Below are 20,213 nucleotides of genomic sequence, written 5' to 3'. Positions count from 1 at the left end.
CTGAGCTTGAAAGGTGCGGCAAGTGGCCATTACGCCGGCAGTCGTCAGATGGGGCTGGTTACGCTGTGAGCGGGGGATGACGGACAGCTCCTACCGATTATGAAAATGCGTTTAAATGCCTGAACTTATCAGACGTTTCCTGCTCTCATGCCGGTAGCCATTGGTCGTGGCGGCCTGATAAGCTCGCGGCTTTACTCGATTGCCCTTTAGGCGCATGAACAAGGAAATAGCATGAAACAGCATCGGTTGGCGGCGGCGGTAGCCCTGGTTAGCCTGGTACTCGCGGGTTGTGATTCGCAGACCAGCGTAGAGCTGAAAACTCCGGCGCAAAAAGCTTCCTACGGCATCGGCCTGAACATGGGCAAGAGCCTGGCTCAAGAAGGCATGGATGACCTGGATTCCAAAGCCGTAGCCCAAGGCATCGAAGATGCCATCGGCAAGAAAGAGCAGAAACTCAAGGATGACGAACTCGTCGATGCGTTCGCCGCGCTGCAAAAGCGTGCTGAAGAGCGTATGGCCAAGATGAGCGAAGAGTCGGCAGCCGCTGGCAAGAAGTTCCTTGAAGAAAACGCCAAGAAAGCCGGTGTGACTACCACAGCTTCGGGCCTGCAGTACGAAGTCGTGAAGAAAGCCGATGGCGCTCAGCCAAAGCCGACTGACGTTGTGACTGTTCACTACACCGGCACCCTGACCAACGGCACTGTCTTCGACAGTTCGGTTGAGCGCGGCAGCCCGATTGATCTGCCGGTCAGCGGCGTGATCCCGGGTTGGGTCGAAGGCCTGCAACTGATGCACGTAGGCGAGAAGTACAAGCTGTACATTCCTAGCGAACTGGCCTACGGCGCACAAAGCCCTAGCCCGGCAATCCCGGCCAACTCGGTGCTGGTGTTCGACCTGGAACTGCTGGCCATCAAGGACCCGGCAAAACAAGACGCCGCCAAGTAATCCGCGTCTGTTATAAAACAACGCCCCGTTTGTACGGGGCGTTGTTGTATCTGGCGTTCGGTGATGGATAAATGGCACGAACGGACCGGGTCGCCGGGAGTCATAGCATTGAGGGTGCCGGTGCTAGACGCACAAGGGTGCCAAGTCAATGAATTATTGGGTTTTTTTATGTGAGTAAAAAACGCCCGATCTGAGTCAGGCCCTTATGAAACGGGGCTTTCAGGCGTGAAAAGCAGCTCTGTTCACAAGGTTATCCACAATTTGTGTGGATAACATTTCAGCGGGAGGGAAGATGAAAACACCCTGGAGTTTCGCTCGGTTTCTACCCTTGGCGGGTCGGTTGATCAGCCGTGGGCGTTTACCCACCCTGTTGTTCGCCGTGGCCAGCAAGGGCGCCAGCCAGGGCAATCGCCTGGGCAAGCTTAAAGATGACCTGGAATTATTACAGGCATTGTGTCTGGCCTACTGGCGGGGCGAGTACCGGGCCATCAGCGGCAAGGCGATTGTGTCGGTGGTGGCGGGGCTGATGTATTTCCTCAGCCCGGTGGACGCCATTCCGGATTTCATCCCGGTGTTCGGCATGCTCGATGACATTGCGGTACTGGCCTGGCTGATGAAAACCCTCGGTGACGAACTCAACGCCTTTCGCGCCTGGCGTAACCGTCAGGTGCCGGAAAAGCTGGCCGTGGTCGAGCGTTTGCCCGATACGCTGGAACAACTCCAATTGCAGGGACCGAAAAAAACCTGAGCTGTTTCAGGATCATCCACAGATTGTTACCCCCTCGCGACCTTGGCGGCTGTTAGGATTACACTTCTAGGGAAAGTGCCGACTCGCTAAGTGTTGTTGTCCTACGGGGTAGTCATGGATATTCAGATAATTGCACGCGATGGCGAACCCGAATATGCGGTTCTGCCGTGGGCTCAGTATCAGGCTCTATTGAAAGCAGCAGGTGTCAACGAAACACCGCCGCGCGAAACATCGGTCCGTCATGCGGCCGCACCTGGCCAGGTTCTTCCGGGCTTGGATCAACTCAAAAGTCTGCGTGAAGGGAAGGGCATCGCCATCGAGGCGCTGGCCCGCACAGTTGGAATCAGCCCGTCTTATCTAGCCCTGATTGAAAGCGGCGAGCGTCTGCCTGACGCTGCGATTCGCCGCAGTCTGGCCTGGGAGTTGACGGTGCCGGGTTGGAGGGACGAATCGTGAGCGTACGCATCAGCCGTCAACACTGGGACGGGTTGCTCGGCGAGCTGGATCAGGCCCGTCGCCAGCGTCATCTACTGACCTACCGGGCGCTGCTCGAGCGTTTGCAGTTACCCAGCCCCGCCATGCAAACCCTCACCGCCGCCCTTGAGCATCTAGCGGCCATGGACGCCCGAGCCGAACAGCCACTGCGCAGTTCGCTGGTGATCAGCCAGGGTGCCAGCCGTTTGCCGCGCACCGGTTTTTTTGAGTGCGTGGAACGCCTGGGACGTTTTTCCGGACCTTCCGATGGGGTTGCCGCAGCGTCCTGGCATGCCTCGGAAGTGGTGCGGGTGTTTGAATACGAATACCCTGAATCAGCGGAGGCCTGAATGCTCTGGCGACTGAAAGCGCGTGCCAGTTACTGGCTGGCACGCCGACTGTTTCACTGGACCTGGCTGGTGCGCCAACCGCGAGGCTGGAGCTGGCTTGAAGGGCAGTTTGCGCGGATGGCCAACCTGGGCGATGTCGGGGCGCAGAGTTTCTACGGTCACATCCTGGCGTTCCGTGGCCAAGGCCTTGGAGCACGCGAGGAGGGCGTGCGATTGCTGCGTCTGGCGGGGTTGGCGGGAGATGGCAAGGCGGCCTATCAGGTCGGCGTGATCAGCCTTGCCGGAGCGCCGAGCAAGGCCCCGGATGCTGCCGAGGCGGCGCGCTGGTGGGCAATGGCGGCCAAGGCCGGGCACCCGCTGGCAGAACTCAAATTGAGTGAGCTGGCGGCGCGTGCCGGCGCCGAGACTCAGGCACCGTCGGCCACATGACCTGAGTGGTCGGCAACACGGCCCGTGAAGTGCAAGGCTTCCGGGCCTGGGTTTACCCAATCAATCCGGGACGATTCAGTCAGTCGCCTCGGATTTTTCAGTTTTAACGAATCACCCTACAGCCACCGCCTACTTCGCTGACTTCTTTCCCCACCCATTCGCTGCACAGTCTCGCGCCCCACTTCATGCGCGCGAGACCTTGCAATGTTCGACCCCACCGGGGCTTCGGTCCTGAGTAACACCATTGGCCATCTCGTCATTGCGGCCATGAATCCTGAAAGCCCCGACGTAGAAAAGCTCTTCAGCGATTTTCGTCGCAGCCTCAATGACTATGAGGCCTGGGCCGAGAGCTTCTGGACCGGTTGGGCGCTGGATGTCGAGCAGGTGTTCAATGTCGGCGATGACGTCAGCCTGACGGCGCCGAAGGGGTCGACCGAACCTGTCAGTTCAAGCGTCGTGATGTGCCCGGCCGATGGCCCGTTGACCCTGGTGCACATGTTCCAGAGTACGCGCTTCGTGCCCATCGGCAACACGCCGGTGATGCTGGAACCCGTGCTCAAGGGGCGCAATGGCGACGTCGTCATCGGTGAGGCCATTCACAAAACCATCGGCCCCAGCGGCATCCTGGAAATCCCCGAATGCTGGCGCGGTCAACGCTATCGCATCACCTTCTATCCCGATGTGTCACAGGACCAGGTCAAGGCTCTTTACGCCTCCTATCTGGAGGTGGTCGATAAACTCGAAGGCTGGCTGCGCAGCGAGTGGGCGAACGAGTTTCAACCCCAATGGGCGAGCTTTTCCGAGGCGGGCGTTCGCGGTCGTTTCAACCTGCTGCAAGAGGCGGACTGGCGCGGCGTTGAAAGTGCGTTTCTGAACCTGTGGGATGAGGTCCAGCAGCTCTATCAACTGCTGGCCGACCTGCGCGGCAACAGTGAAAAACTCCTCGAATACCTGACCCAGGCTGAACTGGACACCCTGCTGAAAGTGCCCGCGCAGGCGATCGCCGATGCGCTGCTGATTCTCAGTGATGAACCGCTGATGTTCATCTATCTGGCGGCCATTACCAGTTGGCTGCGCATGCTGCCGCCGCAGTACGAGGCCGAAGTCATGGCCCAGGTTCGTACCGAGGTGCTGATCGGCGTGTTGCTGGCGTGTGTCACCGGGGGGCTGGGCCTGGGGCTGACCATGAGCGCCAAGTCGCTGGGCAAGATCAAGTCCGAGCGTGCCCGCCACTGGTTGGCGGCCCTGACCCTCAAGCTGGCGGAGCTCTCCAGCGATCAGCGCCTGACAGCGCACGCCGCGGTGCTCAAGCCGTTGATGGTCAATGCCCGGAACGCGCCGCTGGCACCGACCCCGAGCGTGCCGCTGAAAATCACCCCGGGCGAAGCGCCGACGCTCTACGTGAAAAATCCGGCGGCGCTCGCCCGGAACAAAACCGAACCCAGGTCGCGTCTGAGTCAGCAGGAACACCACGACGACGCCCCGAACCAGGCGAAAAACCCCAACGGCGACAGCGCTGACTGCGTGGCCCTGACCTGCACCAACAACTGCCCGGTGTCGATGGTCACCGGTGAGGAATTACTGACCCTCACCGACGGCGAACTCGATGGCGTGCTGCCGTTCGCCTTCACCCGCCTGTACCGCACCAGCGCCGCGGAGATCAATTGTGGCCTGGGTTTTGGTTGGAGCCACTCGCTGACGCAGCGCCTGCACCTTGCTGAGCACGAGGTGATCTGGACCGACCACGAGAACCGTCGCACGTCCTTTGTCCGGCCCACGGCGCAACGCCCGAGCATCCACAACAGCCTGTCCCGGGCAGCGATTTACCTGGGTGAAGACGCCAATGAACTGATCGTCGGGCAGGCCGGCGAGGGCGCACGGTTCTATCACTTTCGCGACGGCCACCTGAGCGCAATCAGCGACGCCTACGGCAACCGCTTGCGCATCACGCGCGACCGGCAGGACCGAATCAAACGGCTGGACAACGGCGCCGGCCGCGCCTTGTTGTTGCGGTACGAGCGGGCGCACCTGATTGCCGTCGACTACCAATGCTTTCACCCGGCCGCGAGCCTGGAGGAAGCCTGGCGCACCGAGCAAACGCTGGTCAGCTATCGCTATGACGAATGCGATCACTTGGTTGAGTCCTGCAACGCGGCGGGCGAAAGCGAGCGTTACGACTACGACGACCGGCACGTCATCCTGCAGCGGCAACTGGCCGGTGGCGCGAGTTTTTTCTGGGAGTGGGAGCGCGCGGGCAAAGCGTCGCGCTGCGTTCGGCATTGGGCGAGTTTCGAGCAGATCGACGCGCACTACGTCTGGGGTGACGACGGCTGCGTGACGGTGCAGAACGCCGACGGCAGCGAGGAGGTTTACGTCCATGACGACCGGGCGCGGCTGCTGCGCACGGTCGACCCGGCTGGCGCCGAGCAGCTCAATGCTTATGACGATCAGGGCCGGTTAATCGCCGAACAGGACGCCCTCGGCGCCGTCACCGAGTACCGCTATGACGAGGTCGGCCGGCTCATCGCGCTGTTGCCGCCCGAAGACGAGCCCACGACCTACGAGTACCGCCACGGTTTCCTGTACCGGCGTCGCCGGGGTCAAGCCGTGTGGACAACCCGGCGCAACGCTCAGGGCGATATCACTGAAGCGACCGACCCTGACGGTCACGTCACCCGCTACTACTACGATGACAAGGGTCAGCTGTTGTCGGTGCGTTACCCGGACCACAGCGGCCACCAAAGGACCTGGAACGCCCTCGGCCAGCTCACCGAAGAACAACTGCCCGATGGCAGCACGCGGCGTTATGGCTACGACCCATTGGGCCGGATGGTTGAGCGCGAGGATGAACACGGCGCCGTCACGCGGTATCAGTGGGACCTGGTCAGGCGACTGGTACAGACCACGCTGCCCGGTGGCGCTCACCGCGCGTTCAGCTACAACGCCTACGGCAAGATCACCGCCGAGCGCGATGAACTCGGCCGCGTCACGCGGTATGAGTACGACGACGATCTGCACCTGATCAGCCATCGAATCAACCCCGACGGCTCGCACCTGCGCTATCGCTATGACAACGCGCGGTTGCGGCTCACCGAGATCGAAAACGAAGCGGGCGAGCAGTATCGGCTCGACTACACGTCCAGTGGCCTGATCTGTCAGGAAACCGGATTCGATGGCCGACGCACCGCTTACGCCTACGACCTCAACGGCCACTTGCTGGAAAAAACCGAGCATGGCGACGACGGCTCGCAGCTGATCACAACGTACCAGCGCGATGCCCACGGTCGGTTACTGCTCAAAACCCTGCCCGACGGCAGCCCGGTCGAGTACCGCTACGACAACCTCGGCCGACTGGTGGGCGTCGACGACGGCCACGACTGGCCGCTGGAGTTTCACTACGACCGTCAGGATCGGCTGATCACCGAGCATCAGGGCTGGGGCACCCTGCATTACCGCTATGACGCCTGCGGCCAGCTCAACCAGTTGCGCCTGCCGGACAGCAGCACGCTCGCCTACCACCACGCGAAGGGCGGCGCACTCGCGGCCATCGACCTCAACGGCGCCCGACTGACCACTCACCACGTCGAATCCGGGCGCGAGCGTCAGCGTCAGCAAGGGCTGTTGCTCAGCGACTATCAGTACGACGAACAAGGGCCGGTTGCAGGCGCACGCACTGTCGCAACAGGCCCAACCGCGCTATCGCCGAGACTACGCCTACAGCGCCAACGGCAACCTTGCCTTCATCGCCGACAGCCGCAACGGCCAGCGCAATTATCAGCACGACGCGCGTGACCGGTTGATCCACGTCCATCACGTTCGCGACCCGCAACCGGAACGCTACAGTCACGACCCGGCCGGCAACCTGCTAATGCAGGACCGTCCTGATCACGCAATGCTCAAGGGCAATCGCCTGCTGATGCAGGGCGACCGGCACTACGACTACGACGCCTTCGGCAACCTGATTCGCGAGCGTCGTGGCCGAGGGCAAACCCTCGTCACCGAATACCGCTACGACTGCCAGCACCGGTTGATCGGCGTCACGCTGCCCGATGGCCGCCAGGCGAGTTATTGCTACGACGCCTTTGGCCGGCGCACCGCCAAAACCGTCAACGGCCTCACCACCGAATTCTTCTGGCAAGGCGAGCACCTGATCGCCGAACACAGCCGCGAGCACCACCGCAGCTACGTCTACGAGCCCGGCAGCTTCCGCCCGTTGGCCCTGCTCGACGGCGAAGGCCCGACCAAGGCCTGCCCGTTCTACTACCAACTCGACCACCTTGGCACCCCGCAGGAACTGACCGACTACAGCGGTGAAATCGTCTGGTCCGCGACCTACCAGGCCTACGGCAAACTCACCAGCGTCGAGCATTTTGGCGAAGACCTCCTCGACCAGCCGCTGCGTTTCCAGGGCCAATACTTCGACCCCGAAACCGGCCTGCACTACAACCGCCACCGCTACTACCACCCCGACATCGGCCGCTACCTCACCCCCGACCCCAGCAAACTCGCGGGTGGGCTCAACGCCTATCAATACACCCCGAACCCGACGGGATGGGTAGACCCGCTGGGACTCAACACCTGCCCGGGCGCCAGCAACTGCAAGAAACCAGGAGAGGTGGAAGACCCGACGGGGAAGGCGAAGGTTGATGAGGGGGAGCCTGGGTTGCCGCAAATGACCAGCGCGCAGCGGCAGGCGAGGATTGATGAGTTGGCGGAGGCAAATGCCAAGAAACAAGTATGGAAAATCCAAACTGAAAATAATATGCACACCATTGATAAGCATGGCCCAGAAATTACTGATGCGGCATTGAAACAGCGAGCGATTGATGGAACTGATCCAGATACAGGAAGAAAACCACATCGACCCCGAGGGAATCTTAGTTCTCAATTCAGCAATTGGAGGGTACATTTCAATGCATTGAACAAAGCCATGACGAGGGAGAGGTTAGGTTTAGATCCATTTACAGGTAAGGATCAAAATAAAAATTCTATCGTTAAATTGGAGCTTCCCGGCGCCGGTCGTGGTTATAGACCGAATAAGAAAGATAACCAGAACCCTACGTTGAACGAGGATATGGGTTGGTTTGAAGTTAAGTTTGATAAGAAAGATGAGACGAAACCATTTACGGGGTTTCCTGCGGAGGGAAGGTAATGCTTAAGGATCCTTTTTTGAATGAGAGTTTTCAGCCTGATCTAATGTGGTTTGTCGGTGTCTTTGATGTTTATGATCGTGAGGAAACACTGGGGGCGGAGCTTGAGGTGTATGATCCAAATGATCCTGGCGATAGAGTGGAGTTGATAAAAAAATATAGCTTGGATTTGAGTTACTTGTCCTATCGGCATAAGTATCTATTGGTGGAGTGCCTGGCGAATAAGTTGAATGATCAGAGTTATGAATTCGAAAATTTATTCGACATTGATGAGGAGTTTACTGCTAGTTGGCCTCGTGGCGAGTGGTACGAATTGGATAGCCCTCGGGGTTTTTTTCAGGACATCTACACATTGGCACAGGTGGAGTGGAAAGACGACCTTCACAAAGCCAGCCTTGAAGATCAATCCACTTGGTAGCAGAGTGCTGGATGTTGCGAGCGCTGCGCGCTCCTACGGGATGAGGGGGATCTGTAGGAGCGAGGCTTGCCCGCGATGGCGGTGGTGCAGGCAACGAAATTTCTGGGCAAGGTTGTCGGAGATTTCTCTCGCATTGCGGCGGCGTGCGTGAACTGGTGCGAGATGGGCTTCGTCGATAGTCTTTGGTGGTCACTGCAAATTCAGTGACAGGGTGTGGAAGCCCTTCTATTGTTAGGCGCACAAAACAGCACCAGTTCGGCGTTTTTTGTCTGTGTTTTATGGTGGCTGTGCGCGGGGCACTTTCGAGTGCGCCGGGTGCCTAACGTCCCGGTCTTCCACATCCGCGTACAGCCGCCACCTATCGCGTGGAAGCGATTTCTGACGGCTTCAATCCATACGTTAGGAAGCCAGATCATGAAACCACTCACCCCAGATCCACCGTACGTTCCCCCGACTTCCCATCCTTCCAACCGTTACATGGCCCTCACCAGCAACTGTTCCGACATGCCGACCTTGTTCGTCGATACCCACGCACCGCTCGATGTGCTGCATGATGCGGCCGGCTATCGTATTCGCGCGGTCACGCAGGTGCTGGAAAACCTGGCCATGCGCGGGGAGATCAGCTCTGATTCGGTCATCCTGAATGATTTCGCCTTGCTGTGTGCCATCCCGCTGCGCGATGGTTGTGACCTGCTGGATGTGATCGGGCGACGATTGCAGGCGCAGGCATCTGCATAACCGGATCGTTCCCGCGCCAACGGTCCGTGTAGGAATGTCGTTGGCAGACGCTCTGCGTTATCCCCGAGTGAGGGGACGCGGCGCGTCACTTGAGGCATTCCGCCCCGGGAGCGCGGGAACGATCGGATGGAAGGTGTTTTGAGGGAAATGGACGTAATGAATGAATCGTTGGACCCGTTGATCTCAGACTTCCTGGCAAAGGTGGAAGAGGCTGTGTCCCTGCTGGAGCAAGCGTTCGGTGAGCGCTGCATTCTGGGTTTATGGCGCGGCGGGGCGATAGAGCGCTGTGGAACCGTGGTGGGTGACATCACGTATGAGCTTCATGGCGTGGGCTGTGCAGTTTATCTGCCGGATGTGTGCATCGATTTTGATTACGGCCCGGATGGCCGAACAGACGGTTTTGATGCATGGAGGTTGTACCTCTATGCCTGTGAACGTCCGCTCGACTATCCACAATATGTTGATCAGAACGTGCTGGACGTCGAGCTTGCCCAGTACCTGGCATCCGGGAAGGTGGAAAGGTTGTCGGATCCCTATTGCAGTTTGTATTTTTTGAAGGCTCGGTAATTGTCTTGGAAGTGGGTTAAACAGGGATGAGTCAGCGATATGTTCATTGAAGTGATTGATGTATTCGTCTCAGGCAAAGCCACCAACGTGAGTTTTTCCTCGCCATTCGGTAGCGCCGCAGCCTTCTGGGACGGGAGCGCTCCTGACCGGGGCCGGAACTATGAGGTTGAACTCACCTTGGACGAACCATTCGTCTGGGGGCACAACATCGAGCCCGCCCGCAGTAACGTCCCCTGTATCGATGTGCTTGAAGGGGCGGTTTGCATCACCGCTCGCCTGGTTTGCATTGAAGCAGACGGCATTGCCGCCCTGGATCTGGGCGGTTCGCTGGTGTTTGCCGAGGTGGCAGGTGAAGTGGCAGCGATGCCGGTGTTTGTTTCGTTAAGAACGCAGGCGCTCTCCGTTTGCCCGATGGGCGTGTGACGCAGAGCGCAAATACCTTGCTGGCCAGAGACGTTCATTTTTATGTGTGCCGATAAAGCCCCTACCCTGCCGCCCTACGAACCTGATGAACGCTACGAAAAACTGAACACCTGGATTGGCGATTCGGAGGAAACCCACTGGAGCGCCTATACCACCGAGTTGGTGGCAATCACCGTGCTTTGCGACTTTACGCCGGTTCAATGGTCGCGCCTGGAAGCAACGGTCCTGACAAAACCCGAGTACTGGCAGCAGCGCTGCGCCGTCTCTTTGGGAGAGGACCGGTCAGCAGCGGCCCTCGACATTCTCAAGTTGATGTTGTTGAAGTCCGTGTACACCGATGTCCGGATCATGTGCATTTACGAACTGGACTGGGCCGAGATTCCGATAGAGCGCCTGTATGTTTCCAGCATCAAGGATGTCATCAACAGTCTGCCCGTTGAACGCGTAGAGCCCGAGCTGAAAAGCCTGCTGGCGAAGGCAGAGTCGGCGGCGCAGTAATCTTCAGCGGTGCCCGTTCAGCAGGGCTTCGGGTGCCACCGGCAATGCCCGGCTATCAATCACATGAACGCTGTACCCCGGCACATTCTTGGCGTGGTGTTTGGCCTGTGACGCCAGTTCCGCCAGTTGGCTGGAGTCGAGTTGACCGCAGGCCTGCGGGTGCAGGTGAACGACGCCAATCGACAGCGACAACAGCGGGAATTCCTGACGCACGCCCTGACGGTTGGGCGCGATGAAGCAACCGGCTTCCAGGTGTTCGCTGCGGTAGAAGCGTCGGCATTGGCTGTGGAAGTCGTCAAGCAACTGGTTGAGGCGCTTGCGCCAGTCGTCCGGGCCGAGCACCAGCAGAAAGTCGTCGCCGCCGATATGTCCGACAAAGTCGCGGCTGGGGTCGACGCGGTCATTCAGGCATTGCGCCAGACACAGCAGGACTTCGTCTCCACGGCCGTAGCCGTAGATGTCGTTGAAGGGTTTGAAACTGTCGATGTCGACGTAGCAAATCACCGACTCGCGGCCCTGTTGCAGCAGTCGCGTCAGGCATTGCTGGATCGGCACGTTACCGGGCAGCAAGGTCAGCGGGTTGGCGTAGCGGGCCTGCTGGATTTTCAGCTCGGTAATCAGCTTGAGCACATCGATCACCCGACCCAGCCCCAGGTAGCCGCCGTTGAGGGTGATGATGAAGTCTTCCTCGATACGCTGACGGGCGCGGCTGGTGATGAGACGGCTGACCTGTTGCAGCGATTGGCTGAGTTCGACGGCGAGGAAGTCGTCGTTCATCAAACGGCTGATCGGTTTGCGGGCAAACAGGTCGGTCGCGAACGGCTTGAGCAACGCATCCGACAATGAATGCCGGTGGACGATACCGCACGGCTGACCTTGCCCATCCAGCACTGCCAGCGAGTTCAGGTTGGCCTGCGAGCGGAACGCTTCCAGCACTGTGGCCGTGGGGGTGTCGCGATTGACTGCCGGTTGCTCGTTGAGCAGGGCGCTGAGGTCGCTGCTTTCATCGTTCAGGGTCACGGCGCTGTTGTCATGCTTGGGCATCATGGCGCGGGCATCGCGAGGCGGGTGTTCCTGGGGGCGGCAGAGCAGGTAACCCTGAATCAGATCGACGCCCATCTCGGTGAGCACTGCCAGTTCCTCCGGCTGTTCAATGCCTTCGGCGATTACCTGGGCCCGCGAGGCTTTGGCGATTTGCAGGATCGAGCCGACGAACTCACGCTTGAGGGCGTCCTGGTGGATGCCGTCGATGAAGTGCCGGTCGATCTTCACATAGTCGGGCCGCAACTCGGACCACAGCCGCAAGCTGGAATATCCGGCGCCCAAGTCATCCAGCGCAATGGAAAAGCCCATGGCGCGATAGTGATGCAGGGCGTTTTGCAGCAACTGAAAGTCGTCGGTCGGCGTTTGTTCGGTGAGTTCGATCACCACCTGGCTCGGCGGGATGCCAAAGTCCTGGAGCATTTGCAGGGTCCGGCCCGGTTGGTGGCTGGCTTCGAGCAGGGATTCGGGGGAGACGTTGAGAAACAGTTTGCCCGGTAGCTGTTGTTCGCTGAAACGCCGGCAGGCGCTGTGGCGACAGGCCATTTCCAGTTCGCTGAGACGGCCCGCCTGACGGGCGACGGCGAACAGTGCGATGGGCGAGTGCAACGGGCTGTTGGAGGGGCCGCGGCTGAGGGCTTCGTAGCCAAGGATGCGGCGTTCGGACAGTGAGACGATCGGCTGGAACAGGCTGTGCAAACCGCTTTGAGCCAGTATTGAACTCAAGGCACTCAGCTGTTCGGTCATGGTCATGGCGATCTCTGTCGATAAAAAAAGGACCGGGCACCTGAGGTGTCCGGTCCTGTATTTCACGACAGAATGATGACTGTTTGATGACGCTCCGGGGAGCGTCAGCATTAAATTGCCATCACTTCTTGTTGCTGGCGACCGCGCTGTTCAATTTCAAGTAGTCCAGCAGAATCCGCCCGGTCTCGCTCAGGTAGGCATCGTCTTCTGGCTTGGTTTTGTCCGGCTCGGCGGCGATAGCGTCTTCGTCTTCTTTCTTCAGTTCCTTGAGCGGTTCTTCGCCCTTGGCCTTGCGGCGGATGTTTTCCATCGCCAGTTGCTTGGCTTCGATGTCGGCGTGTTGCGCACGGCGCTCGGCTTCGTTGAGGCTGACGGTTTTTTCCGCCATCAGCTTCTGGGCCAGTGCCAGTTTGTCGCGGATGAACACAAACTCTGCATCCTTGGCGCTGCGAGCGTCATGTTCGGCTTTGAGCTGTGCAATGTATGGCTTGAACGGGTCGATGGCCGGCTTGATCGCAGGACGGATGGTGTCCCACGGCATGGCTTCAGGCAGGGCGCTTTCGCCGATTTCCTTGGTGTCGATGATCGACGGGTAGTCGATGTCTGGCAGCACGCCCTGATGCTGGGTGCTCTGCCCGGAAACCCGGTAGAACTTGGCCAGGGTCAGTTTCAGCTCGCCATGGTTCAACGGCTGGATGGTCTGCACGGTGCCTTTGCCGAAGGTTTGGCCACCGATGATCAAGGCGCGGTGGTAGTCCTGCATGGCGCCGGCAAAGATCTCCGAAGCCGAGGCGGACAAGCGGTTGACCAGCAGCACCATCGGGCCCTTGTAGAACGCGCCCGGGCTTTCGTCTTCGAGCACATCGACCCGGCCGTCGGCATTGCGCACCAGCACGGTCGGACCTTTGTCGATGAACAGGCTGGTCAGTTCGGTGGCTTCCTGCAAGGAGCCGCCGCCGTTGTTGCGCAGGTCGATGACCACGCCGTCGACTTTGTCTTTTTGCAGTTCGGTCAGCAGTTTCTTGACGTCGCGGGTGGTGCTCTTGTAATCCGGATCACCTGCACGGAACGCCTTGAAGTCGAGGTAGAAGGCCGGGATCTCGATCACCCCGAGCTTGTAGTCCTTGCCTTCCTGTTTCAGGTTGAGGATCGACTTCTTCACCGCCTGATCTTCAAGCTTCACGGCTTCGCGGGTGATGGAGACGATTTTGCTGGTCTGGTCGTTCGGTGCATTGCTGGCCGGGATGACTTCCAGGCGCACCACGGTGCCTTTCGGCCCACGGATCAGCTTGACCACTTCGTCCAGGCGCCAGCCGACCACGTCGACCATTTCCTTGTCGGCCTGGGCCACGCCGATAATCTTGTCGGCCGGAGCCACTTGCTTGGTCTTGTCCGCCGGGCCTGCCGGCACCAGGCGCACGACTTTCACCTGGTCGTTATCGCTCTGCAACACGGCGCCGATGCCTTCCAGCGACAGGCTCATGTTGATGTCGAAGTTTTCCGCGTTATCTGGCGACAGATAATTGGTGTGCGGATCGTAGGACATGGCGAAGGTGTTGATGTACGCCTGGAAGATGTCTTCGGCACGGGTCTGATCCAGGCGCGCGAGCTGATTCTTGTAGCGCTTGGTCAGCGTTTCCTGAATCTGTTTGGGCTCTTTGCCGGCGATCTTCATGCGCAGGACTTCGTCCTTGACGCGTTTGCGCCACAGGTCGTCCAGCTCTGCGTTGGTTTTGAGCCACGGAGCGTCCTTGCGATCGATCAGCAAGGTTTCCTTGGTGTTGAAGTCGATTTTGTCGACGCCCTTGTTCAGTTCGACCAGGGCGAACTCCAGACGCGCCTTGACGCGGTCCAGGTAGCGTTTGTAGATGATGAAGCCTGCGTTCAGGTCGCCGCTCTTGAGGAAGTCGTCAAATTGGGTTTTCCATTTGTCGAATTCGGCAATGTCGCTGGCCATGAAGTAGCTGCGCGAAGGGTCCAGCAGTTTCAGGTAGCTGTCGTAGATGATCACCGAGCGGGCATCATCCAGCGGTGGTTTGCTGTAGTGGTGGCGCTTGAGCAATTCGACGACGTTAAGGCTGGCAATCACCTCGTCACGATCAGGCTGAAGCTTGTCCCAGCTATTGGCTGCGAACGAATGACTCGGCAGCGACAAGGTGCCGAGGCCAATAAATAGAGCGAGTGCGGTGCTGGGGAACAAATGCTTCATGCTGATTCGACGCGGGGGCAATTGATAACGCATATTAGGCCGTCTTTGAAGTTGCCGGTTCCACGAGGGCCGGTCGCATAATGCAAAAAGCCCGGCGCTACAGCAACGGGCTCAGTCCAGACTCACTATGGAGGCACTGTGAAGGCATTGCAAGGCGTTGAAGGTCATGTGGAGTGGGTTGAAGAGCCGAGTCCTGCGTGCGATGCAGGGCAAGTTCGCATTCGAGTGGCGGCGGCTGGCCTCAATCGTGCCGACTTACTACAGCGGGCAGGGCTTTACCCTGCACCTCCCGGCGCCAGTCAGGTGTTGGGGCTTGAATGTTCCGGGGTGATCAGCGAGGTCGGGCCGGGTTCGTCGTGGCAGGTCGGTGATCGCGTCTGCGCCTTGCTGGCGGGCGGCGGCATGGCCGAAGAAGTGGTGGTCGACGGGCGGCACGTGTTGCCGGTGCCGGAAGGTTTGTCACTGGTCGAAGCGGCAGCCTTGCCCGAGGTGTACAGCACGGCGTGGCTGAACCTGTTTCAGCTGGCGGCGCTCAAGCCCGGTGAAAAAGTGTTACTGCATGCTGGCGCCAGCGGCGTGGGTTCTGCAGCGATCCAGTTGTGCAAGGCGTTCGGTAACCCGTGCTGGGTGAGCGTCGGCTCGGCGGATCGGCTGGCCTACTGCGAAGCGCTCGGCGCCCAGGGGGGCGTGGTGCGTACCGATGGCCTGGAAAGCCTGACGGATCTGGGGCCTTTCGATGTGATTCTCGACCCGGTTGGCGGCAACTACTCGACCCTGAACCTCAAGCTGCTGGCGCGCGATGGGCGTTGGGTATTGATCGGTCTGATGGGCGGACGCGAAGCGAAACTGGACTTGGCGCAGGTGCTGGCCAAGCGCATTCAGTTGCTGGGCTCGACGTTGCGCAGCCGTGACGATCAGTTCAAGGCCGATGTGTTCAGCGATCTGAATCAGCACGTCTGGCCGCTGTTTGCCGAAGGACGCCTGAGCCCGCAGTTGGCCAGGACATTCCCGATCAAGGATGCCGAGGCTGCGTTTGCCGAGCTGGCGACCAATCAGGTGTCGGGCAAACTGGTGTTGGTGATTGACGAGACGCTGGCCTAGAGATTGCGCTTTCATGTGGCGAGGGAGCTTGCTCCCGCTGGGTCGCGTAGCGGCCGGTTTTGGGAGCGCTTTGCGCTCCAGCGGGAGCAAGCTCCCTCGTCACAGGTTCGCCTATTTCCAGTGATGGATTGGCCAGCCTGCTTTTTCAGCATGTTCGAGCAGGACCGGATCGGGATTCACCACGTGCGGGAAATCAACCTTCAGCAGTAACGGCAAGTCATTGCGTGAGTCCGAATAGAAACTCGCGCCTTCCAGGTTCTCCTCTTCGGCGTCCAGCCACTCCAGTAGCCGGGTGATCTTGCCTTCGCGGTAGGTCAGGGTGCCGACGGTGTTGCCGCTGTACACCCCGTGAGCCACTTCCAGTTCGATGCCGAGCATTTCGTCGATGCCCAGGCGTTCGGCAATCGGGCCGACCAGGTGGGTGCCCGAGGCCGAGATCACCAGAATCCGGTCGCCGGCCTTGCGGTGGGCCGCGATGGTTCTGGTGGCGTCGCTGAAGATGATCGGCTCGATGAAGTCCTCGACCCACGGGCCGACCAGGTGTTCGACCTCTTCCGGTGTACGGCCGATCAAGGGTTCCAGGCTGAAGGCCATAAAGTCTTCCATGGCCAGTTTGCCGTGGCTGTAGGCGTCCATCAGTTCGTTGTTGCGACGCATGAAGGACTCGGGGTCGACCCAGCCCAAGCGGCCCATCTGTTCACTCCAGAGGGTGGCGCAGTCGCCGTGGATCAGGGTTTCGTCCAGATCAAAAATTGCCAGGGCCATTAATGCAGCTCTCTCTTTAACATCGGTGTGCACAGCATAAGCATCAGGCTACCTCACACAGGGCCGTCGGATCGATGGAAAGTGCCAGGCGTTGCCCGTCGGCATGCAAGTCGGCCGCCGAGCGGTTCAATACGTCTACCACCAGTTCCACGCCACGGGCCTCGACCCTGTAACGGATGACGTTGCCCAGCAGGCTATGGCTGCGGATGAGTGCATCGGGTTCACCCAGGACGCTCAATTCGATGGCTTCGGGGCGAATCGCGATGCGGCTGTTGATGGGCCGTTGCAGCAGTTTGCTGGCGCTGGCGGCATCGAGCAGGTTGTAGTTGCCGATGAAACCTGCGGCAAATACATCCACGGGTGCAGTGTAGAGCGTCTCGGCATCGCCACTCTGTACGATCTTTCCCTGGTTCATCAGGAAAATCCGGTCAGACATGGTCAGGGCTTCCTCCTGATCGTGAGTGACGAAAATCGTGGTCAACCCCAGTTCGCGCTGGATCTGTCGGATCTGTTCGCGCAGGTGTTTGCGAATCCGTGCATCCAGTGCCGACAATGGTTCATCGAGCAGCAGCAAGCGTGGCCGGGTGACCAACGAACGGGCGAGAGCCACACGCTGGCATTGGCCACCGGACAATTGATGGGGGTAACGGGAGGCGAAGTCGTTCAGCTCCACCAGTTGCAACACGTCGAGCACGCGTTTGTGGCTGTCGTCGGCGTTGACCTTCTGCATGCGCAGGCCGAAGGCAACGTTCTGTTCCACGGTCATGTTGGGAAACAGCGCATAGCTCTGGAACACCATGCCGATCCCGCGTTTTTGCGGGCTCAACGGCACGAGGTCCTGGCCTTCCAGCAGGATCTTGCCGCCATCTACCGCCGTCAGCCCGGCAATGCAGCGCAACAGGGTCGACTTGCCGCAACCCGACGGGCCGAGCAGGGTGACGAACTCGCCTTTGTGGATTTCGCAGTTGATGTCGCTGAAGACAGGGGTGCCTGCCTGCCCTGCCTGGGAGTAGCTTTTTTGCAGGTGTTGGACGCTGACGTAGCTCATTGGCTTTTGTCCTTGTTCAAGATATTGGCCGCCCAGGTCAGAACCAGCACAAAGAAGAAATAGGAAATCACCAGCGCGCTGGTGAAGTGACCGCTGCTGTTACGCATGTTGTTGAGGTACACCTGCAAGGTTTCGTAGCGCGTGCCGACGAGGATGTTGGCGAACACGAACTCACCGAACAGGAAGGAGAACGACAGCAGCAACGCCACCATCAAGCCCTTGCGCAAGTTCGGCAGCACCACCAGGAACGCCGCCTGCCAGGTGCTGGCACCGAGCAGTTGGGCGGCGTCCATCAGGTCGCGCAGGTTGATCGCTTGCAGGTTGTTGGTGATCGCCCGGTACATGAACGGCAACGCCACGGTGAAGTAGCAACCGACCAGGATCCACGGTGTGCCGACCATCGCGAACGGCCCCGAACCGTAGAGCTGCAACAGCCCCACCGACGACACCACCGGTGGCACGGCGAAGGGCAGCAGAATGAGGATGTTCATCAGCGCATCGAGTTTCGGAAAGTGGTAATGCACCACGAACAGCAACGGCAGAATCAGCACCACCGAGAGGATCAGCGCACCCACGCACACCAGCAACGACTGGCCGAAGGCACTGAGAAAACGCGGGTCACTCCACAACTGGATGTACCACTTGAGGGTAAAACCGCTGGGCAGGATGGTGGCCGACCAATTGCTGGCGATCGAGTAGATCAGCGTGCCGGCCAGCGGCAGTAACAGGATGGCAAACAGCAGGTAGACCACGACGCGGTGGTAAACGGCGACGGAGCCGGGTTCAGCGCGAGACATGGTAGCTCCTCTTCAACAGCAACTGATGGACGACGGTCACCAGGGTCATCAACGCCACCAGTATCACGGCCAGGGCACTGGCCATGTTCGGGTCCAGGGAGATATCGCCCGAAACCATCGCCGCGATGCGGATCGGCAGCACGTTGAAGTTGCCGGTGGTCAGGGCATACACCGTGGCGTAGGCGCCAAGGGCATTGGCCAGGAGGATCACGAACGTGCCAAGCAGTGCCGGGGTCAGCACCGGCAACCCGATGTGTCGCCAGAACTGCCAACCGTTGGCGCCGAGCAGTTCGGCCGATTCGCGCCAGTCTTCACGCAGGGCGTCGAATGCCGGGTACAGCAGCAATACGCCAAGGGGAATCTGGAAGTAGGTGTAGAGGATGATCAGCCCGGTTTTCGAATACAGGTTGAAGTCCTGAATAATCCCGGCCTGTTTGAGCATGATGGTGATGCTGCCGTTGAAGCCCAGCAGGATGATGAACGCGAAGGCCAGGGGCACGCCGGCGAAGTTGCTGGTCATGTTGGCGAACGCGTTGACGAAGTTGCGCAGCTTCGAATCGACCCGGCGCAGCGAGTAGCTGCCGAGGATCGCGATGACGATCCCGAACACGCTGGACCAGAAGCTGATCTCAAGGCTGTACTGGATCGCTTGCAGGTAGAACTTCGAGCTGAAGATCTTGCTGAAGTTGGCCAGGCCCCAACCGAACTCTTCCGATTGCAGGCTGTTGATCAGCACCCAGCACAGCGGGGCGATCTGGAACACGATGAAGAAGAGCGCGAAGGGCACCAGGCACAACGCCGCGAGCCATTTACCACGGGTGATGGCGTTCACTTGAGCAACTCCCGGCACACAGGTTTGTCGTGGGCAACGCCCAGCAACTCGCAGACCGTGCCGCAGAGTTCGGTTTGTCTGGGGGCGGCGTCGGGATTAAAGCTGAAGGCATCGCCGATGACGAATAGCGGCACTTCGCGCTCTTCGGCGAGCAGGCCGTTGTGGGAACGGTCGTTGTTCATGCCGTGGTCGGCGGTCACCAGCACCTGATACCCGGCGTCGAGCCAGCCTTGCAGGTAGTCGGCCAGGATGATATCGGCCGAGCGGGCACTGTTGCGGTATTGCGCGGTGTCGAGGCCGTGCTTGTGCCCGGCGTCGTCGATGTTCATGGGATGCACCAGCAGAAAGTCGGGCGCATGACGCAGACGCAGGTGTTCGGCGTCGGCGAACAGGTGCGAGTCGGGGTAGTGATCCGACCAGTAAAAATGCGCGTGCTGGATCGCCAGTTCGGGGTTGTCGGTATGGCGGTCGCGCGTCGCTACGAACGGCGAGCGGTTGTACAGCTCACTGACCCAGTGATAGGCCGCCGCCGCGGTGGTCAACCCGGCATCGCGGGCGTAATGGAACACGCTGCGTTGGTTGGACAGGCGCGACACGTTGTTGTGCACGATGCCGCTGGCAATCGGCGGGACGCCGGTCAGGATGCATTCATAGAGCGGACGCGACAGGGACGGTAACTCACACTCCAGTTTGTAGAGTGCGGCGCGACCTGCCTGTGCGTAGGCCTGCAAGTGCCCCATGGCATGGCGGGCGACCTCGTAGTTAAGGCCGTCGAGCACCACCAGGATGACGTTGTGCTTCATGGGGGCAAAAACTCCGCAAAACATAAAGACAAGAGCTTGAATTCAACTCGGTCCAATGTGGGAGCGAGCTTGCTCGTGATAACGGTAGTTCGGTCAACATCTCTGTTGAAGGTCAGTCCGTCATCGCGAG

19 protein-coding genes and 1 pseudogene are annotated in these 20,213 nt (G+C 59.7%); 13 read left to right on the top strand and 7 right to left on the bottom strand.

Features of this window, described 5'->3' with window-relative positions; translation table 11 throughout:
- The first annotated feature begins 231 nt into the window (after positions 1-231).
- The 12 genes and pseudogenes from AABM54_RS18490 (at position 232) to AABM54_RS18435 (ending at position 10,740) form a co-directional block, all read left to right on the top strand.
- Positions 232-945, top strand: a complete 714-nt coding sequence (locus tag AABM54_RS18490; RefSeq protein ID WP_347901454.1) for an FKBP-type peptidyl-prolyl cis-trans isomerase — start codon at positions 232-234, stop codon at positions 943-945.
- Between the two features lie 292 nt (positions 946-1,237).
- Positions 1,238-1,693, top strand: a complete 456-nt coding sequence (locus AABM54_RS18485) for a YkvA family protein (protein ID WP_347901453.1) — start codon at positions 1,238-1,240, stop codon at positions 1,691-1,693.
- Between the two features lie 114 nt (positions 1,694-1,807).
- A complete protein-coding gene (locus AABM54_RS18480; RefSeq protein ID WP_347901452.1) occupies positions 1,808-2,149 on the top strand; it encodes a helix-turn-helix transcriptional regulator in 342 nt (113 codons plus the stop codon).
- Complete coding sequence (locus AABM54_RS18475; RefSeq protein ID WP_043228691.1) at positions 2,146-2,517, top strand: hypothetical protein; 372 nt, start codon at positions 2,146-2,148, stop codon at positions 2,515-2,517. Before AABM54_RS18480 ends, AABM54_RS18475 begins: the two co-directional genes overlap by 4 nt.
- Complete coding sequence (locus tag AABM54_RS18470; RefSeq protein ID WP_347901451.1) at positions 2,518-2,946, top strand: sel1 repeat family protein; 429 nt, start codon at positions 2,518-2,520, stop codon at positions 2,944-2,946.
- Between the two features lie 204 nt (positions 2,947-3,150).
- A pseudogene (locus tag AABM54_RS18465) lies at positions 3,151-8,098 on the top strand (RHS repeat-associated core domain-containing protein).
- Positions 8,098-8,514, top strand: a complete 417-nt coding sequence (locus tag AABM54_RS18460; protein WP_347901450.1) for a hypothetical protein — start codon at positions 8,098-8,100, stop codon at positions 8,512-8,514. The pseudogene AABM54_RS18465 and the gene AABM54_RS18460 overlap by 1 nt, the downstream one beginning before the upstream one ends.
- Before the next feature lie 66 nt (positions 8,515-8,580).
- A complete protein-coding gene (locus tag AABM54_RS18455; RefSeq protein WP_347901449.1) occupies positions 8,581-8,721 on the top strand; it encodes a hypothetical protein in 141 nt (46 codons plus the stop codon).
- A gap of 207 nt (positions 8,722-8,928) precedes the next feature.
- Positions 8,929-9,252: a hypothetical protein gene (locus AABM54_RS18450; RefSeq protein WP_347901448.1), complete on the top strand. Its 324-nt coding sequence runs from the start codon at positions 8,929-8,931 to the stop codon at positions 9,250-9,252.
- A gap of 156 nt (positions 9,253-9,408) precedes the next feature.
- Entirely contained in the window at positions 9,409-9,819 is a 411-nt protein-coding gene (locus AABM54_RS18445; protein ID WP_347901447.1) for a hypothetical protein, read from the top strand.
- Positions 9,820-9,858: 39 nt separating this feature from the next.
- Positions 9,859-10,242: a hypothetical protein gene (locus AABM54_RS18440; protein ID WP_347901446.1), complete on the top strand. Its 384-nt coding sequence runs from the start codon at positions 9,859-9,861 to the stop codon at positions 10,240-10,242.
- Between the two features lie 42 nt (positions 10,243-10,284).
- Positions 10,285-10,740, top strand: a complete 456-nt coding sequence (locus AABM54_RS18435; protein WP_347901445.1) for a HEAT repeat domain-containing protein — start codon at positions 10,285-10,287, stop codon at positions 10,738-10,740.
- A gap of 3 nt (positions 10,741-10,743) precedes the next feature.
- Here AABM54_RS18435 and AABM54_RS18430 read toward each other — a convergent pair whose 3' ends face one another.
- Together AABM54_RS18430 and AABM54_RS18425 are read right to left on the bottom strand one after the other, a co-directional pair.
- Complete coding sequence (locus AABM54_RS18430; RefSeq protein ID WP_347901444.1) at positions 10,744-12,534, bottom strand: bifunctional diguanylate cyclase/phosphodiesterase; 1,791 nt, start codon at positions 12,532-12,534, stop codon at positions 10,744-10,746.
- 115 nt (positions 12,535-12,649) lie between these two features.
- Positions 12,650-14,737 carry a carboxy terminal-processing peptidase gene (locus tag AABM54_RS18425; RefSeq protein ID WP_347901443.1) on the bottom strand — a complete coding sequence of 696 codons (2,088 nt, stop codon included), beginning with the start codon at positions 14,735-14,737 and terminating at the stop codon, positions 12,650-12,652.
- A gap of 138 nt (positions 14,738-14,875) precedes the next feature.
- Between AABM54_RS18425 and AABM54_RS18420 the strand changes: the two genes are divergently transcribed.
- Entirely contained in the window at positions 14,876-15,838 is a 963-nt protein-coding gene (locus AABM54_RS18420; protein WP_347901442.1) for a zinc-binding dehydrogenase, read from the top strand.
- Positions 15,839-15,949: 111 nt separating this feature from the next.
- Here the strand turns inward: AABM54_RS18420 and AABM54_RS18415 are convergent, their stop codons facing one another.
- The 5 genes from AABM54_RS18415 to AABM54_RS18395 are packed head-to-tail and all read right to left on the bottom strand — an operon-like array spanning position 15,950 to position 20,083.
- Positions 15,950-16,603, bottom strand: a complete 654-nt coding sequence (locus tag AABM54_RS18415; RefSeq protein WP_347901441.1) for an HAD family hydrolase — start codon at positions 16,601-16,603, stop codon at positions 15,950-15,952.
- A gap of 43 nt (positions 16,604-16,646) precedes the next feature.
- The gene (locus AABM54_RS18410) at positions 16,647-17,651 is read right to left on the bottom strand and encodes an ABC transporter ATP-binding protein (protein WP_347901440.1); all 1,005 of its coding nucleotides are present in this window, start codon (positions 17,649-17,651) and stop codon (positions 16,647-16,649) included.
- Positions 17,648-18,448 carry an ABC transporter permease gene (locus AABM54_RS18405; RefSeq protein ID WP_347901439.1) on the bottom strand — a complete coding sequence of 267 codons (801 nt, stop codon included), beginning with the start codon at positions 18,446-18,448 and terminating at the stop codon, positions 17,648-17,650. Before AABM54_RS18405 ends, AABM54_RS18410 begins: the two co-directional genes overlap by 4 nt.
- Entirely contained in the window at positions 18,435-19,280 is an 846-nt protein-coding gene (locus AABM54_RS18400; protein ID WP_347901438.1) for an ABC transporter permease subunit, read from the bottom strand. The genes AABM54_RS18405 and AABM54_RS18400 overlap by 14 nt, the downstream gene beginning before the upstream one ends.
- Entirely contained in the window at positions 19,277-20,083 is an 807-nt protein-coding gene (locus AABM54_RS18395) for an alkaline phosphatase family protein (RefSeq protein WP_347901437.1), read from the bottom strand. The genes AABM54_RS18400 and AABM54_RS18395 overlap by 4 nt, the downstream gene beginning before the upstream one ends.
- Between the last annotated feature and the right edge of the window lie 130 nt (positions 20,084-20,213).

Source organism: Pseudomonas purpurea (genome assembly GCF_039908635.1).
GTDB classification, from domain to species: domain Bacteria; phylum Pseudomonadota; class Gammaproteobacteria; order Pseudomonadales; family Pseudomonadaceae; genus Aquipseudomonas; species Aquipseudomonas purpurea.
The sequence above is the reverse complement of the archived record's forward strand: the minus strand, read 5'-3'. Positions and strand labels throughout refer to the sequence as shown.

What these genes read in the sequence shown, in the direction of transcription:
- AABM54_RS18425 (WP_347901443.1), bottom strand. Translation starts at nt 14,737, where the DNA reads ATGAAGCATTTGTTCCCCAGCACCGCACTCGCTCTATTTATTGGCCTC.
- AABM54_RS18440 (WP_347901446.1), top strand. Translation starts at nt 9,859, where the DNA reads ATGTTCATTGAAGTGATTGATGTATTCGTCTCAGGCAAAGCCACCAAC.
- AABM54_RS18415 (WP_347901441.1), bottom strand. Translation starts at nt 16,603, where the DNA reads ATGGCCCTGGCAATTTTTGATCTGGACGAAACCCTGATCCACGGCGAC.
- AABM54_RS18470 (WP_347901451.1), top strand. Translation starts at nt 2,518, where the DNA reads ATGCTCTGGCGACTGAAAGCGCGTGCCAGTTACTGGCTGGCACGCCGA.
- AABM54_RS18410 (WP_347901440.1), bottom strand. Translation starts at nt 17,651, where the DNA reads ATGAGCTACGTCAGCGTCCAACACCTGCAAAAAAGCTACTCCCAGGCA.
- AABM54_RS18405 (WP_347901439.1), bottom strand. Translation starts at nt 18,448, where the DNA reads ATGTCTCGCGCTGAACCCGGCTCCGTCGCCGTTTACCACCGCGTCGTG.
- AABM54_RS18450 (WP_347901448.1), top strand. Translation starts at nt 8,929, where the DNA reads ATGAAACCACTCACCCCAGATCCACCGTACGTTCCCCCGACTTCCCAT.
- AABM54_RS18480 (WP_347901452.1), top strand. Translation starts at nt 1,808, where the DNA reads ATGGATATTCAGATAATTGCACGCGATGGCGAACCCGAATATGCGGTT.
- AABM54_RS18445 (WP_347901447.1), top strand. Translation starts at nt 9,409, where the DNA reads ATGAATGAATCGTTGGACCCGTTGATCTCAGACTTCCTGGCAAAGGTG.
- AABM54_RS18395 (WP_347901437.1), bottom strand. Translation starts at nt 20,083, where the DNA reads ATGAAGCACAACGTCATCCTGGTGGTGCTCGACGGCCTTAACTACGAG.
- AABM54_RS18485 (WP_347901453.1), top strand. Translation starts at nt 1,238, where the DNA reads ATGAAAACACCCTGGAGTTTCGCTCGGTTTCTACCCTTGGCGGGTCGG.
- AABM54_RS18430 (WP_347901444.1), bottom strand. Translation starts at nt 12,534, where the DNA reads ATGACCATGACCGAACAGCTGAGTGCCTTGAGTTCAATACTGGCTCAA.
- AABM54_RS18435 (WP_347901445.1), top strand. Translation starts at nt 10,285, where the DNA reads ATGTGTGCCGATAAAGCCCCTACCCTGCCGCCCTACGAACCTGATGAA.
- AABM54_RS18490 (WP_347901454.1), top strand. Translation starts at nt 232, where the DNA reads ATGAAACAGCATCGGTTGGCGGCGGCGGTAGCCCTGGTTAGCCTGGTA.
- AABM54_RS18460 (WP_347901450.1), top strand. Translation starts at nt 8,098, where the DNA reads ATGCTTAAGGATCCTTTTTTGAATGAGAGTTTTCAGCCTGATCTAATG.